At 59.6% G+C, this 26,925-nt stretch carries 23 protein-coding genes and 1 other RNA gene; 12 read left to right on the forward strand and 12 right to left on the reverse strand.

Features of this window, described 5'->3' with window-relative positions:
• Positions 1–55 precede the first annotated feature (55 nt).
• On the reverse strand, positions 56–517 hold the full coding sequence (locus AC3IX1_RS03750; RefSeq protein ID WP_489387184.1) for a cysteine hydrolase family protein: 462 nt from the start codon (positions 515–517) through the stop codon (positions 56–58).
• A gap of 292 nt (positions 518–809) precedes the next feature.
• Between AC3IX1_RS03750 and AC3IX1_RS03755 the strand changes: the two genes are divergently transcribed.
• Complete coding sequence (locus AC3IX1_RS03755) at positions 810–1,073, forward strand: hypothetical protein (protein WP_095942453.1); 264 nt, start codon at positions 810–812, stop codon at positions 1,071–1,073.
• 96 nt (positions 1,074–1,169) lie between these two features.
• Here AC3IX1_RS03755 and ssrA read toward each other — a convergent pair.
• The 8 genes from ssrA to AC3IX1_RS03795 all read right to left on the reverse strand — a co-directional run bounded on the left by ssrA (position 1,170) and on the right by AC3IX1_RS03795 (position 10,346).
• Positions 1,170–1,566: a transfer-messenger RNA gene (gene ssrA / locus AC3IX1_RS03760) on the reverse strand.
• Positions 1,567–1,660: 94 nt separating this feature from the next.
• Complete coding sequence (locus AC3IX1_RS03765) at positions 1,661–1,939, reverse strand: hypothetical protein (RefSeq protein ID WP_489387185.1); 279 nt, start codon at positions 1,937–1,939, stop codon at positions 1,661–1,663.
• 332 nt (positions 1,940–2,271) lie between these two features.
• On the reverse strand, positions 2,272–2,547 hold the full coding sequence (locus AC3IX1_RS03770; RefSeq protein WP_489387186.1) for a hypothetical protein: 276 nt from the start codon (positions 2,545–2,547) through the stop codon (positions 2,272–2,274).
• 200 nt (positions 2,548–2,747) lie between these two features.
• Positions 2,748–5,558 (reverse strand): FAD-binding and (Fe-S)-binding domain-containing protein, encoded by a 2,811-nt coding sequence (locus AC3IX1_RS03775; protein ID WP_489387187.1) that lies wholly within the window; start codon positions 5,556–5,558, stop codon positions 2,748–2,750.
• Complete coding sequence (locus AC3IX1_RS03780; protein ID WP_489387188.1) at positions 5,555–6,226, reverse strand: LutC/YkgG family protein; 672 nt, start codon at positions 6,224–6,226, stop codon at positions 5,555–5,557. Before AC3IX1_RS03780 ends, AC3IX1_RS03775 begins: the two co-directional genes overlap by 4 nt.
• Entirely contained in the window at positions 6,226–7,680 is a 1,455-nt protein-coding gene (locus AC3IX1_RS03785; RefSeq protein WP_489387189.1) for a LutB/LldF family L-lactate oxidation iron-sulfur protein, read from the reverse strand. Before AC3IX1_RS03785 ends, AC3IX1_RS03780 begins: the two co-directional genes overlap by 1 nt.
• On the reverse strand, positions 7,677–8,501 hold the full coding sequence (locus tag AC3IX1_RS03790) for a (Fe-S)-binding protein (protein WP_151214254.1): 825 nt from the start codon (positions 8,499–8,501) through the stop codon (positions 7,677–7,679). The genes AC3IX1_RS03785 and AC3IX1_RS03790 overlap by 4 nt, the downstream gene beginning before the upstream one ends.
• A gap of 150 nt (positions 8,502–8,651) precedes the next feature.
• Complete coding sequence (locus AC3IX1_RS03795) at positions 8,652–10,346, reverse strand: lactate permease LctP family transporter (protein ID WP_489387190.1); 1,695 nt, start codon at positions 10,344–10,346, stop codon at positions 8,652–8,654.
• A 261-nt stretch (positions 10,347–10,607) separates the two neighbouring features.
• Here AC3IX1_RS03795 and AC3IX1_RS03800 point away from each other — a divergent pair, with 261 nt between their 5' ends.
• The gene (locus tag AC3IX1_RS03800) at positions 10,608–11,375 is read left to right on the forward strand and encodes a GntR family transcriptional regulator (RefSeq protein WP_150727499.1); all 768 of its coding nucleotides are present in this window, start codon (positions 10,608–10,610) and stop codon (positions 11,373–11,375) included.
• Between the two features lie 154 nt (positions 11,376–11,529).
• On the opposite strand, the gene smpB is transcribed toward AC3IX1_RS03800, so the two are convergent.
• Positions 11,530–12,012, reverse strand: a complete 483-nt coding sequence (smpB, locus tag AC3IX1_RS03805) for an SsrA-binding protein SmpB (RefSeq protein ID WP_008057382.1) — start codon at positions 12,010–12,012, stop codon at positions 11,530–11,532.
• A gap of 118 nt (positions 12,013–12,130) precedes the next feature.
• Between smpB and AC3IX1_RS03810 the strand changes: the two genes are divergently transcribed.
• Genes AC3IX1_RS03810 through AC3IX1_RS03820 form a run of 3 tightly spaced genes read left to right on the forward strand, consistent with a single transcriptional unit; the run spans position 12,131 to position 14,283 of the window.
• Positions 12,131–13,534 (forward strand): sodium-dependent transporter, encoded by a 1,404-nt coding sequence (locus AC3IX1_RS03810; protein WP_489387191.1) that lies wholly within the window; start codon positions 12,131–12,133, stop codon positions 13,532–13,534.
• Positions 13,535–13,541: 7 nt separating this feature from the next.
• The gene (locus AC3IX1_RS03815) at positions 13,542–13,976 is read left to right on the forward strand and encodes a type II toxin-antitoxin system RatA family toxin (protein WP_104450883.1); all 435 of its coding nucleotides are present in this window, start codon (positions 13,542–13,544) and stop codon (positions 13,974–13,976) included.
• The gene (locus AC3IX1_RS03820) at positions 13,969–14,283 is read left to right on the forward strand and encodes an RnfH family protein (protein ID WP_489387192.1); all 315 of its coding nucleotides are present in this window, start codon (positions 13,969–13,971) and stop codon (positions 14,281–14,283) included. The genes AC3IX1_RS03815 and AC3IX1_RS03820 overlap by 8 nt, the downstream gene beginning before the upstream one ends.
• Positions 14,284–14,344: 61 nt before the next feature.
• On the opposite strand, the gene AC3IX1_RS03825 is transcribed toward AC3IX1_RS03820, so the two are convergent.
• Positions 14,345–14,872 carry an outer membrane protein assembly factor BamE gene (locus AC3IX1_RS03825; RefSeq protein ID WP_007973139.1) on the reverse strand — a complete coding sequence of 176 codons (528 nt, stop codon included), beginning with the start codon at positions 14,870–14,872 and terminating at the stop codon, positions 14,345–14,347.
• A gap of 97 nt (positions 14,873–14,969) precedes the next feature.
• Here AC3IX1_RS03825 and fur point away from each other — a divergent pair, with 97 nt between their 5' ends.
• Entirely contained in the window at positions 14,970–15,374 is a 405-nt protein-coding gene (fur, locus tag AC3IX1_RS03830) for a ferric iron uptake transcriptional regulator (protein ID WP_003197684.1), read from the forward strand.
• 80 nt (positions 15,375–15,454) lie between these two features.
• On the opposite strand, the gene recN is transcribed toward fur, so the two are convergent.
• Positions 15,455–17,128: a DNA repair protein RecN gene (gene recN, locus AC3IX1_RS03835; protein WP_489387193.1), complete on the reverse strand. Its 1,674-nt coding sequence runs from the start codon at positions 17,126–17,128 to the stop codon at positions 15,455–15,457.
• A gap of 240 nt (positions 17,129–17,368) precedes the next feature.
• Here recN and grpE point away from each other — a divergent pair, with 240 nt between their 5' ends.
• The 6 genes from grpE to carB all read left to right on the forward strand — a co-directional run bounded on the left by grpE (position 17,369) and on the right by carB (position 26,924).
• Positions 17,369–17,935: a nucleotide exchange factor GrpE gene (gene grpE / locus AC3IX1_RS03840; protein ID WP_489387194.1), complete on the forward strand. Its 567-nt coding sequence runs from the start codon at positions 17,369–17,371 to the stop codon at positions 17,933–17,935.
• Between the two features lie 102 nt (positions 17,936–18,037).
• Positions 18,038–19,954, forward strand: a complete 1,917-nt coding sequence (gene dnaK, locus AC3IX1_RS03845) for a molecular chaperone DnaK (RefSeq protein WP_489318298.1) — start codon at positions 18,038–18,040, stop codon at positions 19,952–19,954.
• Between the two features lie 295 nt (positions 19,955–20,249).
• A complete protein-coding gene (gene dnaJ, locus AC3IX1_RS03850; protein WP_056728224.1) occupies positions 20,250–21,374 on the forward strand; it encodes a molecular chaperone DnaJ in 1,125 nt (374 codons plus the stop codon).
• Between the two features lie 10 nt (positions 21,375–21,384).
• Positions 21,385–22,188: a 4-hydroxy-tetrahydrodipicolinate reductase gene (dapB, locus tag AC3IX1_RS03855; protein ID WP_057716481.1), complete on the forward strand. Its 804-nt coding sequence runs from the start codon at positions 21,385–21,387 to the stop codon at positions 22,186–22,188.
• Between the two features lie 259 nt (positions 22,189–22,447).
• The gene (carA, locus tag AC3IX1_RS03860; RefSeq protein WP_489387195.1) at positions 22,448–23,584 is read left to right on the forward strand and encodes a glutamine-hydrolyzing carbamoyl-phosphate synthase small subunit; all 1,137 of its coding nucleotides are present in this window, start codon (positions 22,448–22,450) and stop codon (positions 23,582–23,584) included.
• 118 nt (positions 23,585–23,702) lie between these two features.
• A complete protein-coding gene (gene carB, locus AC3IX1_RS03865) occupies positions 23,703–26,924 on the forward strand; it encodes a carbamoyl-phosphate synthase large subunit (RefSeq protein ID WP_095942405.1) in 3,222 nt (1,073 codons plus the stop codon).
• Position 26,925: the final 1 nt, after the last annotated feature.

Below are 26,925 nucleotides of genomic sequence, written 5' to 3' on the forward strand. Positions count from 1 at the left end.
TTTTGCCTTGCTTAACGTCGGTTGATTGGCTCAATGAAGTGGTGCTAATTGCAGATCAAAGTTGCTTGGAGCTCACCGTGTGTTTGAAGTGATGCTCCCAAAGCCTGACCCCCAACCCGCCCGTCCGGTCCAGTGATGACCCCATCGTCAAATCCGTAATCAACGTCGGCTGCAAACCCGCATCAAACAGCGCAAACCCCGCCGCCAGGCAGCAAGTCTCGGTCTGCAGGCCGCACACCAGCACGCGTTCGACGTTGAGGCTTTTCAGGTAGTCGATGGTTTCCGGTGTGGGCGCATAGCCGTGCTTGATAAAGATGCGGTCGGCCGGGATCAGGCTGTCATCGTCCGGTGCGGGGTGCCAGCCGAGCTGTTTTTCGAAGGGGGTTATGGATTCGTCATGGCGCTCGACCGTGGCGACACTGGGCAGGGTGCCGATGAGCGCCTGGATACCGTCGATCAGCCATTGCGGCGGGGCGAAGCCGGGTTGTACGTCGATGATCAGGAGGGCTTGGCGCATGGGCTTCTCCGAGGGGGTGGCAGTGATAGGGGGATCGTGGATGCAAAATATTGTGGCTGGTCTCGCTGGCTCTTCGCGGGCAGGCCAACTGCAAAGCTCAGCCGTGACCGATGCCCATATTGCAACCATGCACGTAGCAGCCTTGAGCGAATGACCATGTGACCCTATCGTCAGATTTCACCTGCCACAAAGTGCTTTTGTGAGTTGTGAGCGTACGATGTAACTCACGTTTTCGCTGAATTCCTGGGGGAGCGAACGAAGCGACCGAGCGATGTTGAATTGGAGAAAAGTCATGATTCGCAAGCACTACTTGAAAGCCCTGGCGACGCTGCTCATCGCCGCTGGCGTGCAGTGGGTGACGCTACCCGTCTACGCGACCGAGCAGGGTGAACAACGGCGTGAAGCTCGCGATACCCGGCAGGAAGGGCGCTCCACTGCCCGGCAAACCAAGGATGAATGCAGAAAGGGCAGTGACAAGAGCAACGTGGAATGTCGCCAGGACAAGCGCAGTACCAAGCAGGATACCCGTCGTACGGCACGGGATATCAAGTACTGATTGTTGGCGTGGGTCCTGTTTCAGACGGTTGCAGGGCTTGCGATACGCCCAGAAACAACGAAGCCCGCACGGGGCGGGCTTCGTTGGTGTCTCAATTGGTGGAGCCGGGGGGATTTGAACCCCCGTCCGCCAGTACTCCGCTGTCGGTACTACATGCGTAGCCGTGTCTATTAAGTTAACCCTCAGCGACCCGACGGGCAGGGTGCTTTGGGCGAGTTGTGTGAGTTTTAGCCGCTTCGTCCACAACGTACTGCACGGCGATTCTGTTCTATATGACAATCACTTTGGGTTTACAGACATCCCCTGGTGATTGCTGGACCCGAAGGTACCAGAAGCTCAGGGCTAAGGCTGCTTACGCAGCGAGAGCGAATTCCTGGCCGTAGTTATCGTCATTGGCAACTATAAGTAGTTGCAACAGTGGATTTACGAGTTCTGTTACCAACTCGGCATGCACCTAAAGTTTCGCAACCGGCGTCGAATCCTAAACGGCCCCGAGCCTGATGCTCTGTGAATCAAGTGAGCAGCAGGCCTATACAGTGTACGTCATCACGCCCCGGAAGGCCAACCCGAAGGTTGATCACCACAGATCATGGGGTTGGTTGGGTGCTCTGTCTGTCAGCGAGTGCCAATGCCTGGGTGGCCTCGGTGACGCATTTATTGTCGTCTCCGGAGGCTTGTGAGGCTTCGGCGCTGGACATCAGCCTTTTGATCTCCATTGAGGTGTTTGTGGCGTTCGCCGGCAGCGCATTCACTTTGCCTTTGAGCTCTTGCAACTTGCTCGTACAGAGGTTGTTGTCCGCCGCAAATACAGGAGAGGCCAGCATGGCGGCAGCAATGAACAGGCCGGCGAGTGTGGTGCGTTTCATGGGTATCTCCTTGAGCTGATGGCCTCGGTGCTGCCGTATGAGCGGACGGCCAAGCCGAGCCCGAAAAATCAGCCGCGATCTGAGGGGCCTACCTCAAAGACTGCGATTCAACGCAAGAATTCGGTTTTTTCAGAAAATGTGTCGAGCTTTTCCAGGGATGCGGGTGGTTACACATTCTCAGACCCCGGATGCAACAAAACCCGCAACTGGCGGGTTTTGGTTTGCTTCGTAGCGGGCGTAGCCGGGTTTGAACTCCCGGCCGCCAGTACCTCGTTGATGATGTACGCCAACGCGGTCTGGAAGGCCAACCCGAAGGTTGGCCGTGAACCGGGTTACTTCCCGCCTTTTTTCGAGTCGGTGACGGCCTTGATGATGTCGTTGGTCTCGGCGACGCAATCATCCGTGCCTTCCTTGGTGCCTTTTGCATGATCGGCTTTGGCTTGCTTGACGGAGGCTTCTACCTGGTCAGCCATCTCTGGAGGAATCTGTGCCTTGCCGTTTTCGATGGTTTTCAGGTTGAGCGCGCATTGGTCTTCTACGGCGGCGAACGAAGTGGAAGCCATTATGGAAGCAGTAACGAACAGACCTAACAGCACAGAACGATTCATGTGTTTCTCCTTGAACTGAAGGGCCAGCATTGCTGGCCATCAAATCGGTCTACCGAGTGTTGGGAAGGTCCCGCATTTGCGGGACTTGATCAGTGGACTGCGGCGGCACATCAGGGTTCTTTTTTCTGCTGTAGAACTGTTGATTCCGGCCAGAAGCATTAAGGAAGGCGTACCAATGCGCCTGCCTTGAGGTCCAGATTTCAGGGCTCCCTAGCCTGGGAAACGCGGTCCACCAGATAGACTAGTCCGTGGTAGTCAATGCCGCCATGTTGCGTCAAACCGATCTCACAGGTGCGGCTGGTGGAAATCCCCTCGCTGCACTGCTGCACCGCGTCCTTGAGCGTGCGCAGCGAGTGGGCGTTCAGCTCCGGGGTGGTGAAGCCCTTGTCGCCGGCGAAGCCGCAGCAGTGGATACCTTCGGGAATGACCACGTTTTTGCTGCACTTGCGCGCCAGGTCGATCAACGCCTGGCTTTCCCCGAGGTGTTGTGTGCTGCAGGTTACGTGCACAGCGATCGGCGCCTCCTGTGGCGTGAAATCCAGGCGATCCATCAAGTGTGTGCGGATGAAGCGTACCGGGTCGTACAGGTCCAGACGGACTTCGCCGAGGTCTTGAACCAGGCGCAAGGTGCAGGGGCTGGTGTCGCAGTAGATCGGGTCGAGCCCGCCACGGCTGGCGTGGAGCAGGGCGCCGATCAGCTCCTGGCGTTTGTTTTCGGCTTGCTCGGCGTAGCCTTTGGAGGCGAATGGCTGACCGCAGCACAGATTGTCGAGGTTGTCCGGGAACACCACCTGGTAGCCGGCCTTTTCCAGCAGGCCGCGGGTCTTGTCGTGCAGCGACATTTGCTCCGTGTCGCCCGCCGCCGGACCCATGGCGCGGGATACACAGGCCGCCAGATAGACCACGCGCGGGCGGGCGTCCGTCACCGTCGGACTGAAGCGAATGGCTTTTTCCGGTTGCGGCATCGCGTTGGTCCATTGCGGGACCTGACCCTTGGACAGGCGCGTCAACGTCGCCGACAACTTCGCCAATCTCGGCGCCCCCAGCAACATCCGCGCGCCATTGGCCACGTGCAGGGTGAAGCGTGCACCTTGCAGGGCCGTGGCGAAATGTCCTTCAAGCCAGTTGGCGGTTTTCGTATGTGTCGCCTTCCGGCTACGCAGCTTTTTCACCAGCTCGCCGGTATTGATGCCTACAGGGCAACGTTGTGCGCACAGGCCGGTGGCGGCGCAGGTATCGATGCCTTGATAGTCGTAGGCGGCTTCGAGTTCGGACGTATCGATGCCCGCGCGTTTCTTCGCCTGGATGTCGCGCCAGATCACGATGCGTTGGCGCGGGCTCAGGGTCAGGCCTTTCGACGGGCAGACCGGTTCGCAGAAGCCGCATTCGATGCACTTGTCCACAATCTCGTCAGCGGCAGGCAAGGGCTTGAGGTGCTTGAGGTGGATCTGTGGATCTTCGCTGAGTACCACGTCCGGGTTGAGGATGCCGTTGGGGTCGAGCAGTCGTTTGAGTTGCCACATCAACTGGTAGGCATCGCTGCCCCATTCCAGTTCAACGAACGGCGCCATGTTGCGCCCGGTGCCGTGTTCGGCTTTCAGCGATCCACCAAATTCCACCGCCACCAGTTGCGCCACGTCGTCCATGAACGCCTGATAACGTGCGACTTCTTCCGGGCTGTTGAAGCCTTGGGTGAAGACGAAGTGCAGATTGCCTTCCAGGGCGTGTCCGAAAAGGATCGCTTCGTCGTAGTGATGTTTGTCGAACAGTTCGATCAGGCGGTTGACGCCGATGGCCAGCTGTTCGACCGGGAAGGTGACGTCTTCGATGATCACCGTGGTGCCGGTCTTGCGCACTGCGCCGACGGCCGGGAAGGTGTCCTTGCGGATGGCCCAGAGACGGGCGTTTTCCTGCGGGTCTTCGGTGAAGTCGACCTGCTTTTCCACCGGGAACGCCTTCAGCGACGCCATGATCTGCGCCAGTTGTTCGTGCAGCAAGGTGGACGACGCGGCGCGGGATTCGATCAGCAAGGCGCAGGCATTGTTCGACAGATGCTGTACGAAAGGCGGCATGCCGGGTTTGTCCTGCACTGAACGCAGGCTGCGGCGGTCCAGCAGTTCCACGGCCGACACCGGTTGGCTTTTCAGTACGGTGACTGCGTTGCAGCAGGTCTCGACATCCGGGAACACAATCAGGGCCGAGGCCTTGTTCGGATGGTCGATCACGGTGTCGTAGGTCACGGCACTGATGAACCCGAGCGTGCCTTCGGAGCCCACCAGCAAGTGGCTCAAGATATCCACAGGCTCGTCGAAATCCACCAGGGCATTGAGCGACAGGCCGGTGGTATTTTTCAGACGGTATTTGTGGCGAATTTTCGCAGCCAGCTCGGCGTTTGCCCGGGTCTCGCGGCCCAGGGTCGCCAGGCGCTCCAGCAGGGCGGCGTGGCTTTGGCGAAACGCCTCAACGCTGGCGGCATCCTCGGTATCGAGACGACTGCCGTCGGCCAGCACCAGGCGAATGCCGGCCAGGGTGTGATAGGTGTTTTGCGCCGTGCCGCAGCACATGCCGCTGGCATTGTTGGCGACGATGCCGCCGATCTTGCAGGCGTTGATCGAGGCCGGGTCCGGGCCGATCTTGCGGCCGAACGGTGCCAGCCAGGCATTGGCCTGGGCGCCGATCACGCCTGGCTGCAGACGGATTTGCGTGCCTTGGCCGCGGATCTCGCGAGCGTTCCAGCTATCCCCCAGCACGATCAACACCGAGTCGCTGATGGCCTGGCCGGACAAGCTGGTGCCGGCGGCGCGGAAAGTCACCGGCACCTGATCCCGTTGCGCCAGTTGCAGCAGCGCCACCACTTCGTCTTCTGATTCGACGCGGATCACCAGTTGCGGAATCAACCGGTAGAAGCTGGCGTCGGTGCCGAAGGCCAGGGTCGACAACGGGTCGTCGAAACGTCGCTCTTGGGGAATCAGTAGCTGTGCATCACGCAGGAAAGCGGCCGGTAGACTCATTGGTCCTCCAGGATCAGTACCACCAGGTCCTTCGGACCGTGGGCGCCGTACGCCAGCACTTGTTCGATATCGGCGGTCTTCGACGGGCCGGATACCAGCAACGCGTTGGTCGGCATGCCCTGGGCCCATTGGAATTCCTGTTGCACCTGATAGAAGTTGTCGCGGATTTCACTGGCCTTGAGCAGGGCGAAATGGATCGGTGGCACCAGGCTCATCAGGCGCGGTTCTTCCCGGGTCGGCCAGAGAATCAGGCTGCCCGTGGCAGCGATGGCGCCGAGGGTTCCAGTGATGCTCGCCGGGGTGTCGTTGAACAGCTCGGCTTTCCATTCTTCAACCGGACGGTTGTAGGCCTTGAGCATTGGCTGGCCGGGATTATTCGCCCAGTGCTGCGTGATCCGTTGACCGTGGGGCGTTGTCGGTGCGATCAGCAGACTCGGCAATTGGCGGTCCTGCAGCAATTGCGCGAGTAGCGTCGGCCACTCTTCGCCGGACGTCAGATGAATTTCCGTGTGCACCGATTCCATCAGTTTGCGCAGTTGCGCAATGCGTTGCTCAGGCGCGTAGGTGTAAGGCTGGGTCACTAGATCGACATCGAAGTTGTCAGCCACAGGCGTGGTGCCTGTCAGACTTTTACGCAGCTTAGCGAGGATATTTTGCTTGGCGCTCATCAACGGTCTCCCTGTTTGGCCAAATGTTCGCGGGCCATGTCATGCAGCGAGCGGGCAGCGGGTTTCGGTGCGCTGTGGTTTTGCGTCCACGGGCCGACATTGCTCGGCGTGAGGGCGCGCAAACGAGTGGCGAAGAAACCGAACAGGCGATAGAGCGACGGCGAACTGTTGAGCTTCGCCCAGGCATTCCAGATGAACCGCTCCTTGCGCGAATACTTGCTGCCCTGGCCGCGCATCACTTGATGGGGGCTGTCCGGGGCCTTGACGTTTTCTTCCCGCAGGCGCCGCAACAGAGCAGGGATCGGGATTTTCACTGGGCAGACTTCACCGCAGGCGCCGCACAGCGAAGAAGCACTCGGGTGATCCGGGACTTTCGCCAGGCCGACCATGTGCGGGGTGATGATTTTTCCGATAGGGCCGGGGTAAACCTCCCCATAGGCATGGCCGCCGATTCGGGTGTAGACCGGGCAATGATTCATACAGGCGCCGCAGCGAATGCAGTTCAGGGTCTGGCGCAATTCGCTGTCGGCAAAGGCCTGGCTGCGGCCGTTATCGAGCAGTACGAGGTGTACTTCCTGCGGGCCGTCAAGTTCATGTTCCTTGCGCGGGCCGGAGATCATGTTGACGTAGGTGGTGATCGGGATGCCCAGGGCTGAGCGGGTCAGCAATGACAGCAATGGCACCACGTCGCGCAGGTTCTCGACGACTTTCTCGATGCCGGTGACGGCAATGTGCACCGGCGGCACCGTGGTGGTCATGCGACCGTTGCCTTCGTTTTCCACCAGCAGCAGGGTGCCGGTTTCGGCCACGGCGAAGTTGACGCCGGAGACGCCGATGTCCGCTTCGAAGAATTTCTGCCGCAGGACTCTGCGGCCGATCTGAATGAGTTGGTCAACGTCCTTGGTGTATTCCACGCCAAGTTTGTCGTGGAACAAGGACGCGACCTGACCGGCATTCTTGTGGATTGCCGGCATGATTATGTGTGAAGGCTTCTCGTGGTCGAGCTGGACGATGTACTCGCCCATGTCCGATTCCAGGCATTCAATGCCCCGATCAGCGAGGAAATGGTTCATCTCCATCTCTTCGCTGACCATCGATTTGCCCTTGATCACTTGCCGCCCCTCGTGAGCGCGGATGATCGAGAGGACGATGCCATTGGCTTCGTCCACCGTTTCCGCCCAGTGCACTGTCACACCGTTGCGGGTCAGGTTCTGTTCCAGTTGCTCGAGCAGGTCGGGCAACTTGGAGAGCGCGCGGGCACGGATTGCATTGCCCAGTGCGCGCAAGTGTTCTCTTTCATGGGCATCGCTGAACGCCGCTGCCCGTTTGCTCATCAGTGAATCCATCGCCTTGCGAAAGTTGCCTCGCAATTGCGCGTCACCCAGCGCGTTGTGGGCGCGGGTGCGGAAATCTTCTTCTACGGCAACCGTAGGAATAATCGTCGAGGTGCTCATTTCGCACCTCCGGTTCGCTGCCAGAGAAAACTGGCCAGATGCTGACCGCGTAACGCTTCCTGCTGCTTTTCCAGCGAGCCGTTGATGTTCATCAAACAGCCGCAGTCGGCACTCAACACCTTGTGCGCGCCAGATTCCTTCAGCGCCCGGGTCTTGTCAGCCACCATCGCGCCGGAAATGTCTGGCATACGGACGCTGAATGTCCCACCAAAGCCACAGCACTCACTTTCGTGATCGTGATTGACCCGCTCCACATTGCTCAGTTGCGCCAACAACTCGCGGCCGTGCAGGTGGGTGTTCATTTCACGGCGTGCCGAGCACGAGGTGTGCAGCGCCACTTTTACAGGCTCGCCGCTGTCCTTGAGCTGCACCTTGCAGACAAACAACAGGAACTCGGCCAGTTCGTAGGTTCTGGCAGCCAGGGCCTGGACCTGTTTCAACGTGTCCGGCTCGTCCTTGAACAAGTCGGCGTAATGTTCGCGCAGCATGCCCGCGCAAGAACCTGACGGCACCACCACCGGATAGTCACCGGCAAACAGCGCCAGTTGCGAGCGCGCCACGGTCCGTGCCTGTTCGGTGTAGCCCGAGGTGTAGGCCGGTTGGCCGCAGCAGCTTTGCCCTTGCGGGTATTCGACACGAATGCCTTCGCGCTCCAACAGGTGGATCGCATCCATCCCGGCTTCCGGGTAGAACAAATCGACCACGCAGGTCCCGAACAGGTAGACCCGTGAAGGTTTCTCACTGGGGTATTGCCGAGGCTCGGGCAGTGGCGGGGCGACACGGGTCGCATTCGGCACGGCGTTGTAAAAAAGCTCGCTCATCAGGCGGTCTCCGGGTGGTCCCGGTTATTCGTCTGTCGAGGCTGCTGAATATAGAGCCGGAAGCTTTCAGCAGCCTTACAGACCGGGGTGTGAATAGCGGACGCCGGGGGCGTGGCCCGGCGTCGGTTTTTATCGTGTTGCCTGTAGCCCTTAGTGCACCAGCATGCCGGTGAACCAGTAGGCCTGGGCCAACGTGATCAAGCCGACAATCGTTGCAAAGAATAGGCTGTGCTTGAGGGTGAAGCGGAACAGATCCGATTCTTTGCCCACCAGGCCGGTCGCGGCACAAGCCACGGCGATCGATTGTGGCGAGATCATCTTGCCGGTCACGCCGCCGCTGGTGTTCGCCGCCACCAGCAAGGTGTCGTTGACGCCGATCTGGTGCGCAGTGGTCGCTTGCAGCGAACTGAACAGCGCGTTGGACGAGGTATCGGAACCGGTGAGGAATACGCCCAGCCAGCCGAGGAATGGCGAGAAGAACGGGAACGCCGCGCCGGTGCCTGCCAATACCAGGGCCATGGTCGAGGACATGCCCGAGTAGTTGGTGACGAAGGCGAAGGCCAGCACCATGCCGATGGACAGGATCGGCCAGCGCAGTTCGTAGAAGGTCTCTTTAAAAGTGGTCAGACCAGTTTTGAGATTGATCTTCAGCACCAGCATGGAAATCAGGGCCGAGAAGAAAATCGCCGTGCCGGTGGCGGAAATCGGGTCCAGTTTGAATACTGCCGGAAGGGCGGTTGGCGCGGTCACGATCGGTGCGACCTTGATCACCATCTGGTCCAGGTGCGGGATGGCGAAGTTGAACACCCAGCTGTACATCGAACCGCCAGCGGCGAACATCGCCTTGAACGGCTTCAGGGTCCAGATGGTGACCAGTACGGTCAGGATCAGGAACGGCGACCAGGCCTTGAAGATTTCCCCAAGGCTGTAAGGCGAAGCCACGGTAGTGCGTTTCTGGCCGAAACCACCGACGCTGGCGCTCACCACGGAAGCCGAGACAGCGCCAACGATGTGTTGGCCGGCGGCGCGTTTTGGTTGCCAGACTTTCAGGAACAGGGTCAGGGAAATCAGGCTGGCCAGGGCTGAGGTAATGTCCGGCAGTTCCGGACCGATGAAGTTCGAGGTGAAGTACTGGGTCACGGCAAAGCTCAAGCCGGCCACCAAGGCTGCCGGCCAGGTTTCCCGCACGCCGCGCAGGCCATCCATCATGAACACCAGCCAGAAGGGCACGAACAGCGACAGCAGCGGCAATTGGCGACCGGTCATGGCGCCGATCTTGAACGCGTCGATGCCGGTGACTTGCCCGGCAACGATGATCGGAATGCCCAGCGCGCCGAAGGCCACCGGCGCGGTGTTGGCGATCAGGCACAGGCCGGCGGCGTACAGCGGGTTGAAGCCAAGCCCTACCAGCAGCGCAGCGGTAATCGCCACGGGTGCGCCAAAACCGGCTGCGCCTTCGAGGAAGGCACCGAAGCAGAAACCGATCAGCAAGACCTGCAGGCGCTGGTCATCGGTGATCGATAGGACCGAACTGCGGATGACTTCAAACTGCCCGCTCTTGACCGTCAGTTTGTAGAGGAACACCGCTGCCACGATGATCCAGGCAATCGGCCACAGGCCATAGGCGAAGCCATACCCGGCGGCGGCGAACGCCATATCGACCGGCATCTGGAAAGCGAAGATCGCCACCAGGATCGACAAAGCCAGGGTGATGCTGCCGGCCACATGTCCTTTGAGGCGGAACACGGCCAAAGCCAGGAAGAAAAACACGATGGGGATGACGGCGGCGAGTGCGGACAGGCCGAGGCTGCCGAGCGGGGTATAGAGCTGTTGCCAGGTTTGCATATGGGGTGGCCCCTAATTGTTGTTGGTCAGGCACTGATCAGCGTTCTTGGTTAATTGGTAAGACCAATTTACAATCGCTGTTGGCTAGGGTAAAAGCCTTGTAGGCGGTGTGTCAATTTGCCGCCCTAAAACTTTTGTCGAATGCGAAGTGCGCAGGTCGTCCGCCTGGTATGACCAAATGCGTTGTGGCAGGTGCTGGCGCGGCGCCGATAGGCCAGAATAGAGCGCCGGCGAGCCGTCGGATCGTGGAGTAATCGAGTTATGGGGTTTGATCAGATTCGTCAGCGCCGTTTGTCTGACGATATTGTCGAGCAGCTTGAGGGCATGATCCTCGAGGGCACGCTGAAAGCGGGTGAGCGCTTGCCGGCCGAGCGTGCGCTGGCCGAGCAATTTGGCGTGTCACGCCCTTCGTTGCGCGAAGCCATTCAGAAGCTGACCGCCAAGGGCCTGCTGGTCAGTCGCCAGGGCGGCGGCAACTATGTGGTGGAATCACTGGGTAGCACCTTCAGTGATCCCTTGTTGCATCTGCTGGAAAGCAATCCCGAGGCGCAACGCGATCTGCTGGAGTTTCGCCATACGCTGGAAGCGTCTTGCGCCTACTACGCGGCGCTGCGTGCCACGGAGGTGGACCGCGAGCGGCTGACCGCGGCATTCAATGAATTGCAGGACTGCTATTCGCGTCACGAAGAAGTGAGTCGTGCCGAAGAGGGGGCGGCGGACGCAAGGTTTCACCTGGCGATCGCCGAGGCCAGCCACAATGCCGTGTTGCTGCACACCATTCGCGGGCTGTTCGACCTGCTCAAGCGCAACGTGGTGACCAACATCGGTGGCATGTACAAGCAGCGCACTGAAACCCGCGACATGCTGATCACGCAGCATCGGGAGTTGTATCAGGCGATTATCGAAGGGCGGGCGGAGCAGGCGCGGGAAGTTTCCAGCCGGCACATTCTGTATGTGCAGGAAGTGCTGGAGGAGGTGCGTCAGGAAGTGCAGCGCGTGGCCCGGGCGGAGCGGCGCAAGGGGATGTGAGGCGGTAGCTTGATTGTGGCGAGGGAGCTTGCTCCCGTTCGGCTGCGCAGCAGTCGTCAGCAGTTTTAGTGATGGGCGCCGTCAAGCGAGGGGGCGCTTAGCACCCCAGCGGGAGCAAGCTCCCTCGCCACAAAGTCGCACCAGGGCAGAAAAATCAGTCTTCCTTGCCCTTGTTGCGCACCGCACGCTGCAACTCGCGACCGGCGTCGCGTTCGCGTTCGGTATCGCGCTTGTCGTATTCCTTCTTGCCTTTGCCCAGGGCGATCTCGCACTTGACCATGTGCTTGCTCCAGTACCAGGACAGGCACACGCAGGCGTAACCCTTTTGCTGCACGGCAGCGGCCAGCTTTTCCAGCTCGCGCCGGTTGAGCAGCAATTTACGGGTGCGAACCGGATCCGCGATGACGTGGGTACTGGCGGTCGTCAGGGGCGTAATGTGGCTGCCGAGCAGCCAGGCTTCGCCATCCTTGAGCAGCACGTAGCTGTCAACCAGCTGCAGCTTGCTTGCCCGCAGACTTTTTACTTCCCAGCCGGCCAGGACCAGACCAGCCTCGAAACGATGTTCGATGAAGTAATCGTGTCGCGCCTTTTTGTTTTGCGCGATGGTCCCTGTTGGGTGTTTCTTCTGTTTAGCCATAGGGGCGGCATTATAGGGAGTTGCACGCGAGTCGGCTACGGTGTTGCTACGTGCTTGAGCAGGTTGATTGAATCCCGGACAATGCGGCCTCTTTTTTGAACGCTTGGGCGTGATAACGATGTCGACAGACAAGGTTTCTGTCCACGGCAGTTGGGCTAGCCGCTGGGTCTTCATACTCGCCGCGACCGGTTCGGCCGTGGGGCTGGGTAGTATCTGGAAATTCCCGTACATGGTCGGCGTCTATGGCGGCGGCGCCTTCGTGCTGATGTTCCTGGCCTGCATCGCGCTGATCGGGGTGCCGGTGATGCTGGCGGAAACCCTGATCGGCCGGCGTGCCCGGCAGAGCCCGGCCAACGCCTTGAAGATGCTGGCGGTCGAGGCGGGGCACTCGGCCAAATGGTCCTGGGGCGCGTTTGCCGGGATGATCACGGCGTTGCTGATTCTGTCGTTCTACAGTGTGGTTGGCGGCTGGTCGCTGGACTACATCATCGACATGGGGCGTGGCGATTTTCAGGGCGCGACGCCGGATCAGGTGGGGGCTTACTTCGGCAATGTGATCGCCGATCCCTGGCGCCTGACACTTTGGCACACGATTTTCATGCTGTTGTCCGCGGTGGTGATCGCCAAGGGCGTGGTTGCCGGGCTTGAGCGCAGTTTGCGCATCATGATGCCGTTATTGTTCGTGATGATCCTGGTGCTGCTGGGCTACAGCATGACCACCGGGCATTTCATGGAAGGCGTGCATTTCATGTTCGACTTCCACCCGGAAAAGGTCCTGGACGGCTTGTTGCCCGCGATGGGGCATGCGTTCTTTTCCCTGAGCGTGGGCGTCGGCTCGATCATGATCTATGGCGCCTACATGCCGAAGAACTCGTCGATCTCAGGGACGGTCGTTGGCGTAGCGCTGCTCGACACCTTCGTTTCCCTGGTGGCCGGCCTGGCATTGTTTCCGATTGTTTTCGCAGCGGGCCTGAATCCGAGCGAAGGACCGGGCCTGATGTTCGTCAGCCTGCCGTTTGCCTTCGGTAACGTGGCGTTCGGGCAATTGATGGGGGTGGTGTTCTTCGTGCTGGTGGCGGTCGCAGCCTGGAGCTCGGCGATTTCCCTGCTGGAACCGATGGTGGCCTACCTGGTCGAGCGCACTAAAGTGAGTCGTGCGTGGGTCACCTTCTGGCTGGCTTTCAGCTGCTGGTTTGTCGGTCTGGGCACGGTGTTCTCCTTCAATATCTGGAAAGAGGCCAAGTTCTTCGTGAACGAAGGCGGGATGTTCCACCTCTACCAATGGGGAGCGGCCGGTGGCCTCGACTTCTTTGGCGTGATCGATTTCTTCACCTCGCGACTCATGCTGCCGCTTGGCGGTTTGTGTTTCGTGGTGTTTGCGGGCTGGATCATGGGGCGTGAGGCGGTGCGCGACGAGTTGTCGATCCGTAATCCTGCGCTGTTTGGCCTGTCCTTGTTCTTGATGCGCTATGTGGCGCCCATCGGCATTCTCGTAGTGTTTGCCGCCCAGCTGTGGAAGTGACGCTGACATGACGACACACATTTCACGTTCGGCCTTGCTGCCGTACCCGGCGCAAGCGCTGTATGACCTGGTCAACGACGTGGCGCGCTATCCGGAGTTTCTACCGTGGTGCTCGTCCGCCGAAGTCCTGGAGAGCTCACCTGAGCATATGCGGGCGAGCGTCGGCGTGGCGAAGGGTGGCCTCAGTCAGCATTTCGTGACGCGCAACACCCTGGTTCCGGGGCAGTCGATCGAAATGAACCTAGAAGAGGGCCCTTTCACTCAATTGCATGGCATCTGGGTATTCAAGGCGCTGACCGACAAAGCCTGCAAGATCAGTCTTGATCTGTCGTTCGATTATGCCGGACCGCTGGTTCGCGCCACCCTGGGACCGCTGTTCAACCAGGCGGCCAATACCCTGATGGATGCGTTCTGCCAGCGCGCCAAGCAGATACATGGTTGAGGTCATGATTGAAGTCGAGGTGGTCTACGCGGCCGTAGATCGTCAAGTGCTGCTGACAGTGGACGTGCCTGTCGGAACGACTGTGCGGGCGGCCTTGCTCAGGTCGGCTGTGGCTGAAGAGTTTCCGGAGCTGGATCTGACTCATTGCCCTGTGGGGATCTTCGGCAAGGTGGTAGCTGACCCGGAGAGTCGGGTAGTCCAGGCCGGGGATCGCATCGAGATTTACCGCCCGTTGCTGGCCGATCCGAAAGAGGTGCGCCGACTGCGCGCGGCGAAAGCTGCCGAGGCCAAAGCGCGGAATCAGTGAGCAGCCTGAACACCAGACAATAAAAAGCCCGGGCATGCCGGGCTTTTTATTGTGTCGCAAATTATTGCGGCGAGGTATCCAGTGGTTGCGGTGTCGGGACCGGAACGGTTTCTACACCGTCGACGTCCTTCTGGATCTGATCCAGCAACGAACCTGGCTTGACCGGTTTTTCCGGTTTTGGCTTCTCGACGTTTTCTGCCGGGGCAGCCACTGTCGTGCCGCTGTCCTTGCCGAGAATGGCTTCGTCACGGCTCACGCCTGGCATGAAATCACCAGAGAGGCTGACAAGCTGATCATTTGGGTTGAAGATAACGCTAATGCGTTCCTGTTGGCGTTCACCGCCACCCGGTTGCAGGCTGTACAGATAATCCCAGCGATCGGCATGGAACGTGTCAGTCAGCAGAGGGTTGCCCATGATAAACCGTACTTGCTTACGGGTCATTCCCGGGCGTAACTGGTCTATCATGTCCTGCGTGACGACATTGCCCTGCTGGATGTCGATTTTGTAAACCCCGGGGAATGAACAACCGGCGAGTGCGAGCAGTCCCACAAAGGTGAAACTGGTTAGCAAGAGCTTGGTGTTTTGCATCGGTGGGCGACTTCCACTATCTTGGCTGGGACAACGTAAACGCCGATCATACCCGCATTAAGAGAAGCTGCGAAGCAGCATCGCGAGAAAGCTGACCATGGTTGAAAATAGCGAACTACGCAAAGCCGGCCTCAAAGTGACCCTGCCACGGGTCAAAATTCTGCAAATGCTCGATTCCGCCGAGCAGCGCCACATGAGTGCCGAGGATGTCTACAAGGCCCTTATGGAGGCTGGTGAGGACGTCGGTCTGGCCACGGTTTACCGTGTCCTGACCCAGTTCGAGGCAGCTGGCCTTGTGGTGCGGCACAACTTCGACGGAGGCCATGCGGTCTTCGAACTGGACGACGGAAAGCATCACGACCATATGGTCAACGTCGAAACCAGCGAAGTGATCGAATTCTTCGACGAAGAAATCGAGCGGCTTCAGAAAGCAATCGTCGACAAGTATGGCTTCGAGATGGTTGATCACAATCTGGTGCTGTACGTGCGCAAGAAAAAGTAAGCATGTCGCGCGAACGTCAGTTCGCGAAACGAACGAAGGCGACCCCAGGGTCGCCTTCGTGCTTTCTGCCTTTATTCAATTCAAGCTTTTGCGGCCACCACCATTTTTTTGGCATGCGCCAGGGACTCCTTGGTGAGATCGATGCCGCCCAGCATCCGTGCGACTTCTTCGACACGGTCGTTTTTGCTCAATTTGGAAACGGCGGTGCGAGTGGCATCTTCGCCACGCACTTTATGCACAAACAGATGTTGATGACCCTGCGCCGCCACCTGCGGCAAGTGGGTCACGGTCAGTACCTGCCCGCGCTCGCCGAGCCTGCGCAGCAACTGGCCGACGATTTCCGCGGTCGGGCCGCCAATGCCGACATCGACTTCGTCGAACACAAGGGTCGGTACGCGAGAGGTTTGTGCGGTGATCACCTGGATCGCCAGGCTGATCCGCGACAGCTCGCCACCGGATGCGACTTTTGCCAAGGCTTTCAATGGTTGGCCCGGGTTGGCGCTGACCAGCAGTTCAACCTGTTCAAGTCCGTTAGGCAGCAGTTCGTCGCTGCTGTTTGGGCGCAGTTCAATGGTGAAGCGCCCGCCAGGCATGCCCAGGCGCTGGATTTCCTGTTCCACGGCGCTGGCCAGGCTGTTCGAGGCTTGATGGCGCAGATCGCTCAGTTCCCGAGCCTTTTCCTGATAATGGCGAGCGTATGAAGACAGCTCATCGCTCAGCCGCTCGATGGATTCGTCGTTGGCGTTGAGGGTTTCGATTTCATCCAGCAGTTTCTGCTGCATCTCGGCAACTTCGGTCGGCTGGATGCGGTGTTTGCGCGCCAGGGTGTAGATCGCGTCGAGGCGCTCTTCGAGGTATTGAAGGCGCGACGGATCGGCGTCGAAGTTGTCGAGGAAGCGGTTCAGTTCACCCACGGCCTCTTCAACCTGGATCTGTGCACTGGTCAACAGGCTGCTGGCTTCGCCCAGCGCACCGATCGAGCTGTTCACGCTCGACAGGCGATTGAGGCTGGCGGTGAGGGCGTTCAGTACATTTCCGGAATCACTTTCACTGCATTGCTCGACGACTTGCCGGCAGATACCGAGCAGGGTCTCGGCGTTGGTCAGGTTCTTGTGTTCCTGCTCCAGATGCTCCAGTTCGTTGTCGCCAAGGCCAAGGTTTTCCAGTTCTTCGAGTTGATAGCTGAGCAACTGATGGCGGGCGCGTTGCTCGTCGCCGGAGTTGGAGAGTCGCTCCAGTTCCTGGCGGGTCTGGCGCCAGCGCTGGGCGGCGAGTTGAACCTGGCGGGCAAGATCGGTCGCGCCGGCATATTCATCGAGCAGGCGGCGGTGGGTGTCGGTCTTTAGCAGGGATTGGTGTTCGTGCTGGCTGTGAATGTCGATCAGCAGCTCGCCCAGTGCCTTTAGGTCGCCAAGCGGGCAGGGCGTGCCGTTGATGTAGCCGCGCGAACGTCCTTCGGAAGTGATGACCCGGCGCAGGATGCACGGGCCGTCGTTTTCGAGGTCCCGTTCGGCCAGCCAGGCGCTGGCTTCCGGAATGTCGACCAGATCGAAGGTGGCCAGGATGTCGGCCTTGTCGGCGCCGGGGCGGACCACGCCGCTATCGGCGCGATCACCCAGGGTAAGGCCCAGCGCGTCGAGCATGATCGACTTGCCCGCGCCGGTTTCCCCGGTGATCACGCTCATCCCGCGATCGAGTTCGAGATCGAGATGTTCAACGATGGCGTAGTTGTGTACGGACAGGTGCACCAGCATATGGGCCGCTCCCAGGTGTTAGGTCTGGTTATTTATACAGTGTTTTGTTTCTGGCTGACAATGCCTCTTGTTAGCTCGATTCGCTCGGTCCGACGAAAGCCTTATCGCGAGCGGGAATGACAAAGCAGTTGTTTTTTGTAGGGTTAATCGTCGGACCCCCTTGAAGCCGGATTTTGCGGCCCCATATAGCTGGGCAGAAGCGCGAGTTGAGCTCGCGGACGAAATTGAAAGGAGAAATCTATGGCTGACGAACAGACAGTGGATACGCAAAACCCAGACGCCAACCAGGCGCCCGAGGCTTCGGGTGTAGACCTGGCGGCTCGTGTACAAGTGCTCGAAGAGCAACTGGCAGGCGCTCAGGATCAGGCTTTGCGTGTAGCCGCCGATCTGCAGAACGTCCGCCGTCGCGCCGAGCAGGATGTGGAGAAGGCTCACAAGTTCGCGCTGGAAAAATTCGCCGGCGACCTGCTGCCGATCGTCGACAGCCTGGAGCGCGGCCTGGAACTGTCCAGCCCGGACGACGAAAGCATCCGCCCGATGCGCGAAGGCATCGAGCTGACCCTGAAAATGTTCCAGGACACCCTCAAGCGTTATCAGCTTGAAGCGATCGATCCGCATGGCGAACCGTTCAACGCCGTTCAACATCAGGCGATGGCCATGCAGGAAAGCGCCGATGTCGAGCCGAACAGCGTTCTGAAGGTGTTCCAGAAGGGCTATCAGCTCAATGGTCGCCTGCTGCGCCCGGCAATGGTCGTGGTCAGCAAGGCGCCTGCGCCGGTTTCGCCTTCGATTGACGAGCAGGCTTGAAATCCGCCGCAAGGCCCCCATTTATAAGTCAAGCGTTTAAGTGCTACCGCAGTTAGCCACCACTGCTGCGGCAACCAAATCCAAAGTTTCGGGAGAGTGAACATGGGCAAAATTATCGGTATCGACCTGGGGACTACCAACTCCTGCGTCTCCGTGCTGGAAAACGGCAAGGCAAAAGTTATTGAAAACGCTGAAGGCGCGCGTACCACGCCGTCGATCATCGCTTACGCCAACGATGGCGAAATTCTGGTTGGCCAGTCGGCCAAGCGTCAGGCTGTGACCAATCCGCACAACACCCTGTATGCGGTGAAGCGTCTGATCGGTCGTCGCTTCGACGAAGAAGTCGTGCAGAAAGATATCCAGATGGTCCCTTACAAGATCGTCAAGGCTGACAACAGCGACGCCTGGGTTGAAGTGAACGGCCAGAAAATGGCACCGCCACAAATCTCGGCTGAAATCCTGAAGAAAATGAAGAAGACCGCCGAAGACTACCTCGGCGAGACCGTGACTGAAGCGGTGATCACCGTTCCGGCTTACTTCAACGACAGCCAGCGTCAGGCGACCAAAGACGCCGGCCGCATCGCCGGTCTGGACGTAAAACGTATCATCAACGAACCAACCGCAGCTGCTCTGGCTTACGGTATGGACAAGGCGAAGGGCGATCACACCGTGATCGTTTACGACCTGGGCGGTGGTACTTTCGACGTTTCCGTGATCGAGATCGCTGAAGTCGATGGCGAGCACCAGTTCGAAGTACTGGCTACCAACGGTGACACGTTCCTGGGTGGTGAGGACTTTGACATTCGTCTGATCGACTACCTCGTCGACGAATTCAAGAAAGAAAGCGGCATGAACCTCAAGGGCGACCCGCTGGCGATGCAGCGCCTGAAAGAAGCCGCTGAAAAAGCCAAGATCGAGCTGTCTTCCACTCAGTCGACCGACGTCAACCTGCCGTACATCACTGCAGATGCGACCGGTCCGAAGCACCTGAACGTGAAGATCTCCCGCGCCAAGCTGGAAGCGCTGGTGGAAGACCTGGTGCAACGCACCATCGAGCCTTGCCGTATCGCTCTGAAAGACTCCGGTATCGACGTTGGCGCGATCAACGACGTGATCCTGGTAGGCGGTCAGACCCGTATGCCACTGGTTCAGAAGCTGGTGACCGAGTTCTTCGGCAAAGAAGCGCGTAAAGACGTCAACCCGGACGAAGCGGTTGCCATGGGTGCTGCCATCCAGGGCGCAGTACTGGCCGGCGACGTGAAAGACGTTCTGCTGCTCGACGTCAGCCCGCTGACCCTGGGTATCGAAACCATGGGCGGCGTGATGACCGCGCTGATCGAGAAAAACACCACGATTCCTACCAAGAAATCGCAAGTGTTCTCGACTGCCGACGACAACCAGGGCGCCGTGACCATTCACGTGCTGCAAGGCGAGCGTAAGCAAGCCGCACAGAACAAGTCCCTGGGCAAGTTCGACCTGGCCGACATTCCACCAGCTCCACGTGGCGTGCCGCAGATCGAAGTGACCTTCGACATCGACGCCAACGGCATCCTGCACGTAGGTGCGAAGGACAAGGCTACCGGCAAGACTCAGTCGATCGTGATCAAGGCCAACTCCGGTCTGTCCGACGAAGAAATCGAGCGCATGGTGCGTGATGCCGAGGCTAACGCCGAGGAAGACCGCAAGTTCGAAGAGCTGGCCACTGCTCGTAACCAGGGTGATGCACTGGTTCACTCGACGCGCAAAATGGTTGCCGATGCTGGCGATAAAGTGACCGCTGAAGAGAAGACTGCAATCGAAGCGGCAGTAGTTGCCCTGGAAGCCGCCGTCAAAGGCGACGACAAGGCTGCTATCGACGCCAAGGTTGAAGAACTGTCGAAAGTCTCCGCTCCAGTGGCGCAGAAGATGTACGCCGAACAGGCTCAGCCTGCTGAAGGCGCTGCACCGCACGACGACAAGGCGGAAAAGGCTGACGACGTTGTCGACGCCGAGTTCGAAGAAGTCAAAGACCACAAGTAAGTTGTTGGTCGGCCGGTTGACTGCCTTCAGGCGGTGACTGGTAGGATGTCGCCGCGCGGGAGCTTGCTCCCGCGTTGGCGTATCTGGAATACGCGAATTTTTACAGCATGCGACAACGTTCGAATGCTGACGGTATGGCCGGGAATGCTCCTGCTTTTCGTGCCGCAAGTACCGCAAGAATCAAAGACCAGGATCGTTGAATTGACGTGAGTTGGGTCCGGGCCTGTATTGGGGCTCAACGAGTTCGGCAAACTCAGGAGGGTTTTGTCGGACGTCCTCAAGAGTGCAAAGACTTATGGCAAAGCGTGACTATTACGAAGTATTGGGTGTTGAGCGTGGCTCAAGCGAAGCGGACCTGAAAAAGGCCTACCGTCGCCTGGCAATGAAGCATCACCCGGACCGTAATCCCGATGACAAAGCATCGGAAGACATGTTCAAAGAGGCCAACGAGGCCTACGAAGTGCTGTCCGACTCCAGCAAACGCGCGGCATACGACCAGTACGGCCATGCCGGTGTCGACCCGAGCATGGGTGGCGGCGGTGCCGGTTTTGGTGGTCAGAACTTCTCCGACATCTTTGGCGATGTATTCAGTGACTTCTTCGGTGGCGGTCGCGGCGGTTCCCGTGGCGGCGCTCAGCGCGGCAGTGACTTGCGCTACACCCTGGAGCTGGACCTCGAAGAAGCGGTGCGCGGCACGACCGTGAATATCCGCGTTCCGACGCTGGTCAACTGCAAGCCTTGCGACGGCTCCGGGGCCAAGAAAGGTTCTGCGCCGGTGACCTGCCCGACTTGCGGCGGTATCGGTCAGGTGCGCATGCAGCAAGGTTTCTTCTCGGTGCAGCAAACCTGCCCGCGCTGCCATGGCCAGGGCAAGATCATTTCCGATCCGTGCGACTCCTGCCACGGCGAAGGTCGTGTCGAAGAGTACAAGACCCTGTCGGTGAAAGTGCCGGCCGGTGTCGATACCGGTGACCGCATTCGTCTGTCCGGCGAAGGCGAGGCGGGTGCCCAGGGTGGCCCGACTGGCGACCTGTACGTGGTGATCAACGTGCGCGAGCACTCGATTTTCCAGCGCGACGGCAAGCATCTGTTCTGCGAAGTGCCAATCAGCTTCGTCGATGCGGCGCTGGGTGGCGAGCTGGAGATTCCGACCCTTGATGGCCGGGTCAAGCTGAAGATCCCTGAGGGGACTCAGACCGGCAAGCAGTTCCGCGTTCGCGGTAAGGGCGTCGCGCCTGTGCGTGGCGGTGGTGCTGGTGACTTGATGTGCCGTGTGGCGGTCGAGACTCCGGTCAACCTGAGCCGTCGCCAGCGTGAAATGCTCGAGGAGTTCCGTAGTTCGCTGGCGGATGACAACAGCCATTCGCCAAAGACCACCGGTTGGTTCGAAGGCGTGAAGCGCTTCTTCGGCGATTTGTAAGGAGACAGGCATGCGACGTATTGCAGTGATGGGCGCCGCCGGGCGCATGGGCAAGACCCTGATTGAAGCGGTGCAGCAAACCCCGGGCGCCGGTCTGACGGCGGCGGTGGATCGTCCCGACAGCACATTGGTCGGCGCGGATGCCGGTGAGCTGGCTGCGCTGGGTCGAATCGGCGTGCCTCTGTCCGGCGACCTGGATCGGGTGGTCGACGAGTTCGACGTGCTGATCGACTTTACGCACCCGACGGTGACCCTGAAGAACCTGGCTTTCTGCCGTAAACACGGCAAGGCCATGATCATCGGTACCACCGGTTTCAGCGTTGAAGAAAAGCAGTTGCTGGCGGAAGCGGGCAAGGACATTCCGATTGTCTTCGCGGCCAACTTCAGTGTTGGGGTCAACCTGTGCCTGAAGCTGCTCGACACGGCCGCTCGCGTATTGGGCGACGATGTCGATATCGAAATCACCGAAGCTCACCATCGGCATAAAGTCGATGCGCCGTCCGGTACTGCCGTGCGCATGGGCGAGGTGATTGCCGATGCTCTGGGTCGCGATCTGAAGAAAGTGGCGGTGTACGGCCGTGAGGGCCAGACCGGCGCTCGCGATCGCGAGACCATTGGTTTCGCCACCGTACGCGCTGGCGACATCGTCGGTGATCACACCGTGCTGTTCGCCGCCGACGGCGAGCGTGTCGAGATCACTCACAAGGCGTCCAGTCGCATGACCTTCGCCAAGGGTGCGGTACGTGCTGCTTTGTGGCTGGACGGGCGCGAGCCTGGTCTTTACGACATGCAAGACGTGCTCGATCTGCGTTAAGATGCACCCGAAATCGGGCTCGCGCACAGCGTTTGAGCCCGGTTTTGTTCCGCCAAGCGACGTCCTGTCGCATTCTCCAGCCTTTAAGGCTCATTGGCGGTAGACCAAAAATGCCTTTTTCTGTAAGCTACAGCTTTAGTGTGTCCACTAAAAGCGCGCAGAATAATTCAGTGAAGAAGCGGGGTGACGTGTCCATACGTCACTCCGCTTTTTTACAACCTGCGATCGCCCTTTCAGGCTTTATTTACGGGAGGTCTTCTTGACTAAGCCAGCCATACTCGCCCTTGCTGATGGCAGCATTTTTCGCGGCGAAGCCATTGGAGCCGACGGTCAAACCGTTGGTGAGGTGGTGTTCAACACCGCAATGACCGGCTATCAGGAAATCCTTACCGATCCTTCCTACGCCCAACAGATCGTTACCCTGACTTACCCGCACATCGGCAACACCGGCACCACGCCGGAGGACGCCGAGTCCAACCGCGTCTGGTCTGCCGGCCTGGTCATCCGTGACCTGCCACTGGTGGCGAGCAACTGGCGTAACACGATGTCCCTGTCCGACTACCTGAAGGCCAACAATGTTGTGGCCATCGCCGGTATCGACACCCGCCGCCTGACGCGCATCCTGCGTGAAAAAGGCGCGCAGAACGGCTGCATCATGGCCGGTGACAACATTTCCGAAGCCGCCGCCATCGCCGCCGCCCAGGGTTTCCCTGGCCTCAAGGGCATGGACTTGGCGAAAGTCGTCAGCACCAAGGAAAGCTACGAGTGGCGCTCGACTGTCTGGGATCTGAAAACCGACAGCCACGCGACCATCGAAGCCTCCGAACTGCCGTACCACGTGGTTGCCTACGACTACGGCGTCAAGGTGAACATCCTGCGCATGCTGGTCGAGCGCGGTTGCCGCGTGACCGTGGTGCCTGCACAGACTCCAGCATCCGACGTTCTGGCACTCAAGCCGGACGGCGTGTTCCTGTCCAACGGCCCTGGTGATCCGGAGCCTTGCGACTACGCGATCCAGGCGATCCAGGACGTGCTGGAAACCGAGATCCCGGTCTTCGGTATCTGCCTCGGTCACCAACTGCTGGCCCTGGCCTCAGGCGCCAAGACCCTGAAAATGGGTCACGGCCACCACGGTGCCAACCACCCCGTCCAGGACCTGGACAGCGGCGTGGTGATGATCACCAGCCAGAACCACGGTTTTGCCGTAGACGAAGCGACCCTGCCGGCCAACGTTCGCGCGATCCACAAATCGCTGTTCGACGGCACCCTGCAAGGTATCGAGCGTACCGACAAGAGCGCCTTCAGCTTCCAGGGTCACCCGGAAGCCAGCCCTGGCCCGAACGACGTAGCGCCATTGTTCGATCGCTTCATCACCGAGATGGCCAAGCGACGCTGATCGCTCGCCCTGATGTGGCGAAGCCTGAGGGCGGTCCCGAAAACCGGTGGCCCCCTCAAGGCTTCAGAGATTGAACAAGACGGCTTGCCGACTGACCTGCGGATTTGAGTGACAACTAATGCCAAAACGTACAGACATAAAAAGCATCCTGATTCTCGGCGCTGGCCCGATCGTTATCGGCCAGGCCTGTGAATTCGACTACTCCGGCGCCCAGGCCTGCAAAGCCCTGCGCGAAGAGGGTTATCGCGTCATCCTGGTGAACTCCAACCCGGCCACCATCATGACCGACCCGGCCATGGCCGACGCCACCTACATCGAGCCGATCAAGTGGCAGACCGTTGCCAAGATCATCGAGAAAGAGCGTCCGGACGCGCTGCTGCCGACCATGGGTGGCCAGACCGCCCTGAACTGCGCCCTGGACCTGGAGCGCGAAGGCGTTCTGGAGAAGTTCGGCGTAGAAATGATCGGTGCCAACGCCGACACCATCGACAAGGCTGAAGACCGTTCGCGTTTCGACAAGGCGATGAAGTCCATCGGCCTGGCGTGCCCGCGTTCCGGTATCGCCCACAGCATGGAAGAGGCCAATGCGGTCCTCGAGAAGCTCGGCTTCCCGTGCATCATCCGTCCGTCCTTCACCATGGGCGGCACCGGTGGCGGTATCGCTTACAACCGTGAAGAGTTCGAAGAAATCTGCGCCCGCGGTCTGGACCTGTCGCCGACCAAAGAGCTGCTGATCGACGAGTCGCTGATCGGCTGGAAAGAGTACGAAATGGAGGTTGTCCGCGATAAGAAGGACAACTGCATCATCGTCTGCTCCATCGAAAACTTCGACCCGATGGGCGTGCACACCGGTGACTCGATCACCGTGGCTCCTGCGCAGACCCTGACCGACAAGGAATACCAGATCCTGCGTAACGCCTCCCTGGCGGTACTGCGCGAGATCGGCGTGGAAACCGGCGGTTCCAACGTTCAGTTCGGTATCTGCCCGAACACCGGCCGCATGGTCGTGATCGAGATGAACCCGCGTGTGTCCCGTTCCTCGGCACTGGCTTCGAAAGCCACCGGCTTCCCTATCGCCAAGGTCGCGGCCAAGCTGGCTGTGGGTTACACCCTTGACGAGCTGTCGAACGACATCACCGGTGGCAAGACCCCGGCGTCCTTCGAACCGTCCATCGACTACGTCGTCACCAAGCTGCCACGTTTCGCCTTCGAGAAATTCCCCAAGGCTGACGCGCGCCTGACCACTCAGATGAAGTCGGTGGGTGAAGTCATGGCCATCGGCCGTACCTTCCAGGAATCCCTGCAGAAAGCCCTGCGCGGTCTGGAAGTGGGCGTTTGCGGTCTGGATGAGAAGGTTGATCTGGCCAACCCGGAAAGCATGAGCGTGCTCAAGCGCGAGCTGACCGTGCCGGGCGCCGAGCGTATCTGGTACGTGGCGGACGCCATGCGCGCCGGCATGACCGTCGAAGACATCTTCGGCATGACCATGATCGACCCTTGGTTCCTGGTGCAGATGGAAGACCTGATCAAGGAAGAAGAGAAGGTCAAGACCCTGGGCCTGACCAGCATCGACCGCGATCTGATGTTCCGTCTCAAGCGCAAGGGCTTCTCCGATATGCGCCTGGCCAAATTGCTGGGTGTGACCGAGAAGAGCCTGCGTGCTCACCGTCACAAGCTGGAAATCTTCCCGGTCTACAAGCGCGTCGACACCTGCGCCGCCGAGTTCGCCACCGATACTGCTTACCTCTACTCGACGTACGAGGAAGAGTGCGAAGCGGCGCCATCGGGTCGCGACAAGATCATGATCCTGGGTGGCGGTCCGAACCGCATCGGCCAAGGCATCGAGTTCGACTACTGCTGCGTTCACGCGGCACTGGCCCTGCGCGATGATGGCTACGAGACCATCATGGTCAACTGCAACCCGGAAACCGTTTCCACCGACTACGACACTTCCGATCGCCTGTACTTCGAACCAGTGACCCTGGAAGACGTGCTGGAAATCGTCCGCGTCGAGAAGCCGAAAGGCGTGATCGTCCAGTACGGCGGCCAGACTCCGCTGAAACTGGCGCGTGCCCTGGAAGCCGCCGGCGTGCCGATCATCGGCACCAGCCCTGACGCCATCGACCGTGCCGAAGACCGCGAGCGCTTCCAGCAGATGGTCCAGCGCCTGAACCTGCGTCAGCCGCCAAACGCCACCGTGCGCAGCGAAGACGAAGCGATTCGTGCCGCCAGCAAGATCGGTTACCCGCTGGTGGTGCGTCCGTCCTATGTACTGGGCGGCCGTGCGATGGAAATCGTCTACGAAGAAGAAGAACTCAAGCGCTACCTGCGCGAAGCGGTTCAAGTATCCAACGACAGCCCGGTGCTGCTGGACCACTTCCTCAACTGCGCCATCGAAATGGACGTGGATGCGGTCTGCGACGGCAAGGACGTGGTAATCGGCGCGATCATGCAGCACATCGAGCAGGCCGGTGTTCACTCCGGTGACTCCGCATGTTCGCTGCCGCCGTACTCGCTGCCGGCGCACATCCAGGATGAGATGCGCGAACAGGTCAAGAAAATGGCCCTGGAACTGGGCGTGATCGGCCTGATGAACGTACAGTTGGCGCTGCAAGGCGACGACATCTACGTCATCGAAGTCAATCCGCGTGCTTCCCGTACCGTACCGTTCGTATCCAAGTGCATTGGCGTTTCCCTGGCAATGATCGCGGCTCGCGTCATGGCCGGTAAGACCCTGAAGGAAATCGGCTTCACCAAGGAAATCATCCCGAACTTCTACAGCGTGAAAGAGGCGGTGTTCCCGTTCGCCAAATTCCCTGGCGTTGACCCGATCCTCGGCCCAGAGATGAAGTCGACCGGTGAAGTGATGGGCGTGGGTGACACCTTCGGTGAAGCGTTCGCCAAGGCCCAGATGGGTGCCAGCGAAGTGCTGCCGACCGGAGGTACTGCGTTCATCAGCGTGCGTGACGACGACAAGCCGTTGGTTGCGGGCGTGGCCCGTGATCTGATCAACTTGGGCTTCGAAGTGGTTGCAACTGCCGGTACTGCCAAGCTGATCGAAGCCGCAGGCCTGAAAGTGCGCCGCGTGAACAAGGTGACCGAGGGTCGTCCGCACGTGGTCGACATGATCAAGAATGACGAAGTCACGCTGATCATCAACACCACCGAAGGTCGTCAGTCGATCGCTGACTCCTATTCCATTCGTCGCAATGCCCTGCAGCACAAGATTTACTGCACCACCACCATTGCTGCTGGCGAAGCTATCTGCGAAGCGCTGAAGTTCGGTCCCGAGAAGACCGTACGCCGCTTGCAGGATCTACACGCAGGATTGAAGGCATGAG

It is taken from the genome of Pseudomonas sp. KH_046_2 (assembly GCF_057838985.1).

Bases quoted from the DNA above. Each gene is read 5' to 3' on its own strand.
- AC3IX1_RS03750 (WP_489387184.1), bottom strand. From the start codon at position 517: ATGCGCCAAGCCCTCCTGATCATCGACGTACAACCCGGCTTCGCCCCG.
- AC3IX1_RS03755 (WP_095942453.1), top strand. From the start codon at position 810: ATGATTCGCAAGCACTACTTGAAAGCCCTGGCGACGCTGCTCATCGCC.
- AC3IX1_RS03765 (WP_489387185.1), bottom strand. From the start codon at position 1,939: ATGAAACGCACCACACTCGCCGGCCTGTTCATTGCTGCCGCCATGCTG.
- AC3IX1_RS03770 (WP_489387186.1), bottom strand. From the start codon at position 2,547: ATGAATCGTTCTGTGCTGTTAGGTCTGTTCGTTACTGCTTCCATAATG.
- AC3IX1_RS03775 (WP_489387187.1), bottom strand. From the start codon at position 5,558: ATGAGTCTACCGGCCGCTTTCCTGCGTGATGCACAGCTACTGATTCCC.
- AC3IX1_RS03780 (WP_489387188.1), bottom strand. From the start codon at position 6,226: ATGAGCGCCAAGCAAAATATCCTCGCTAAGCTGCGTAAAAGTCTGACA.
- AC3IX1_RS03785 (WP_489387189.1), bottom strand. From the start codon at position 7,680: ATGAGCACCTCGACGATTATTCCTACGGTTGCCGTAGAAGAAGATTTC.
- AC3IX1_RS03790 (WP_151214254.1), bottom strand. From the start codon at position 8,501: ATGAGCGAGCTTTTTTACAACGCCGTGCCGAATGCGACCCGTGTCGCC.
- AC3IX1_RS03795 (WP_489387190.1), bottom strand. From the start codon at position 10,346: ATGCAAACCTGGCAACAGCTCTATACCCCGCTCGGCAGCCTCGGCCTG.
- AC3IX1_RS03800 (WP_150727499.1), top strand. From the start codon at position 10,608: ATGGGGTTTGATCAGATTCGTCAGCGCCGTTTGTCTGACGATATTGTC.
- smpB (WP_008057382.1), bottom strand. From the start codon at position 12,012: ATGGCTAAACAGAAGAAACACCCAACAGGGACCATCGCGCAAAACAAA.
- AC3IX1_RS03810 (WP_489387191.1), top strand. From the start codon at position 12,131: ATGTCGACAGACAAGGTTTCTGTCCACGGCAGTTGGGCTAGCCGCTGG.
- AC3IX1_RS03815 (WP_104450883.1), top strand. From the start codon at position 13,542: ATGACGACACACATTTCACGTTCGGCCTTGCTGCCGTACCCGGCGCAA.
- AC3IX1_RS03820 (WP_489387192.1), top strand. From the start codon at position 13,969: ATGGTTGAGGTCATGATTGAAGTCGAGGTGGTCTACGCGGCCGTAGAT.
- AC3IX1_RS03825 (WP_007973139.1), bottom strand. From the start codon at position 14,872: ATGCAAAACACCAAGCTCTTGCTAACCAGTTTCACCTTTGTGGGACTG.
- fur (WP_003197684.1), top strand. From the start codon at position 14,970: ATGGTTGAAAATAGCGAACTACGCAAAGCCGGCCTCAAAGTGACCCTG.
- recN (WP_489387193.1), bottom strand. From the start codon at position 17,128: ATGCTGGTGCACCTGTCCGTACACAACTACGCCATCGTTGAACATCTC.
- grpE (WP_489387194.1), top strand. From the start codon at position 17,369: ATGGCTGACGAACAGACAGTGGATACGCAAAACCCAGACGCCAACCAG.
- dnaK (WP_489318298.1), top strand. From the start codon at position 18,038: ATGGGCAAAATTATCGGTATCGACCTGGGGACTACCAACTCCTGCGTC.
- dnaJ (WP_056728224.1), top strand. From the start codon at position 20,250: ATGGCAAAGCGTGACTATTACGAAGTATTGGGTGTTGAGCGTGGCTCA.
- dapB (WP_057716481.1), top strand. From the start codon at position 21,385: ATGCGACGTATTGCAGTGATGGGCGCCGCCGGGCGCATGGGCAAGACC.
- carB (WP_095942405.1), top strand. From the start codon at position 23,703: ATGCCAAAACGTACAGACATAAAAAGCATCCTGATTCTCGGCGCTGGC.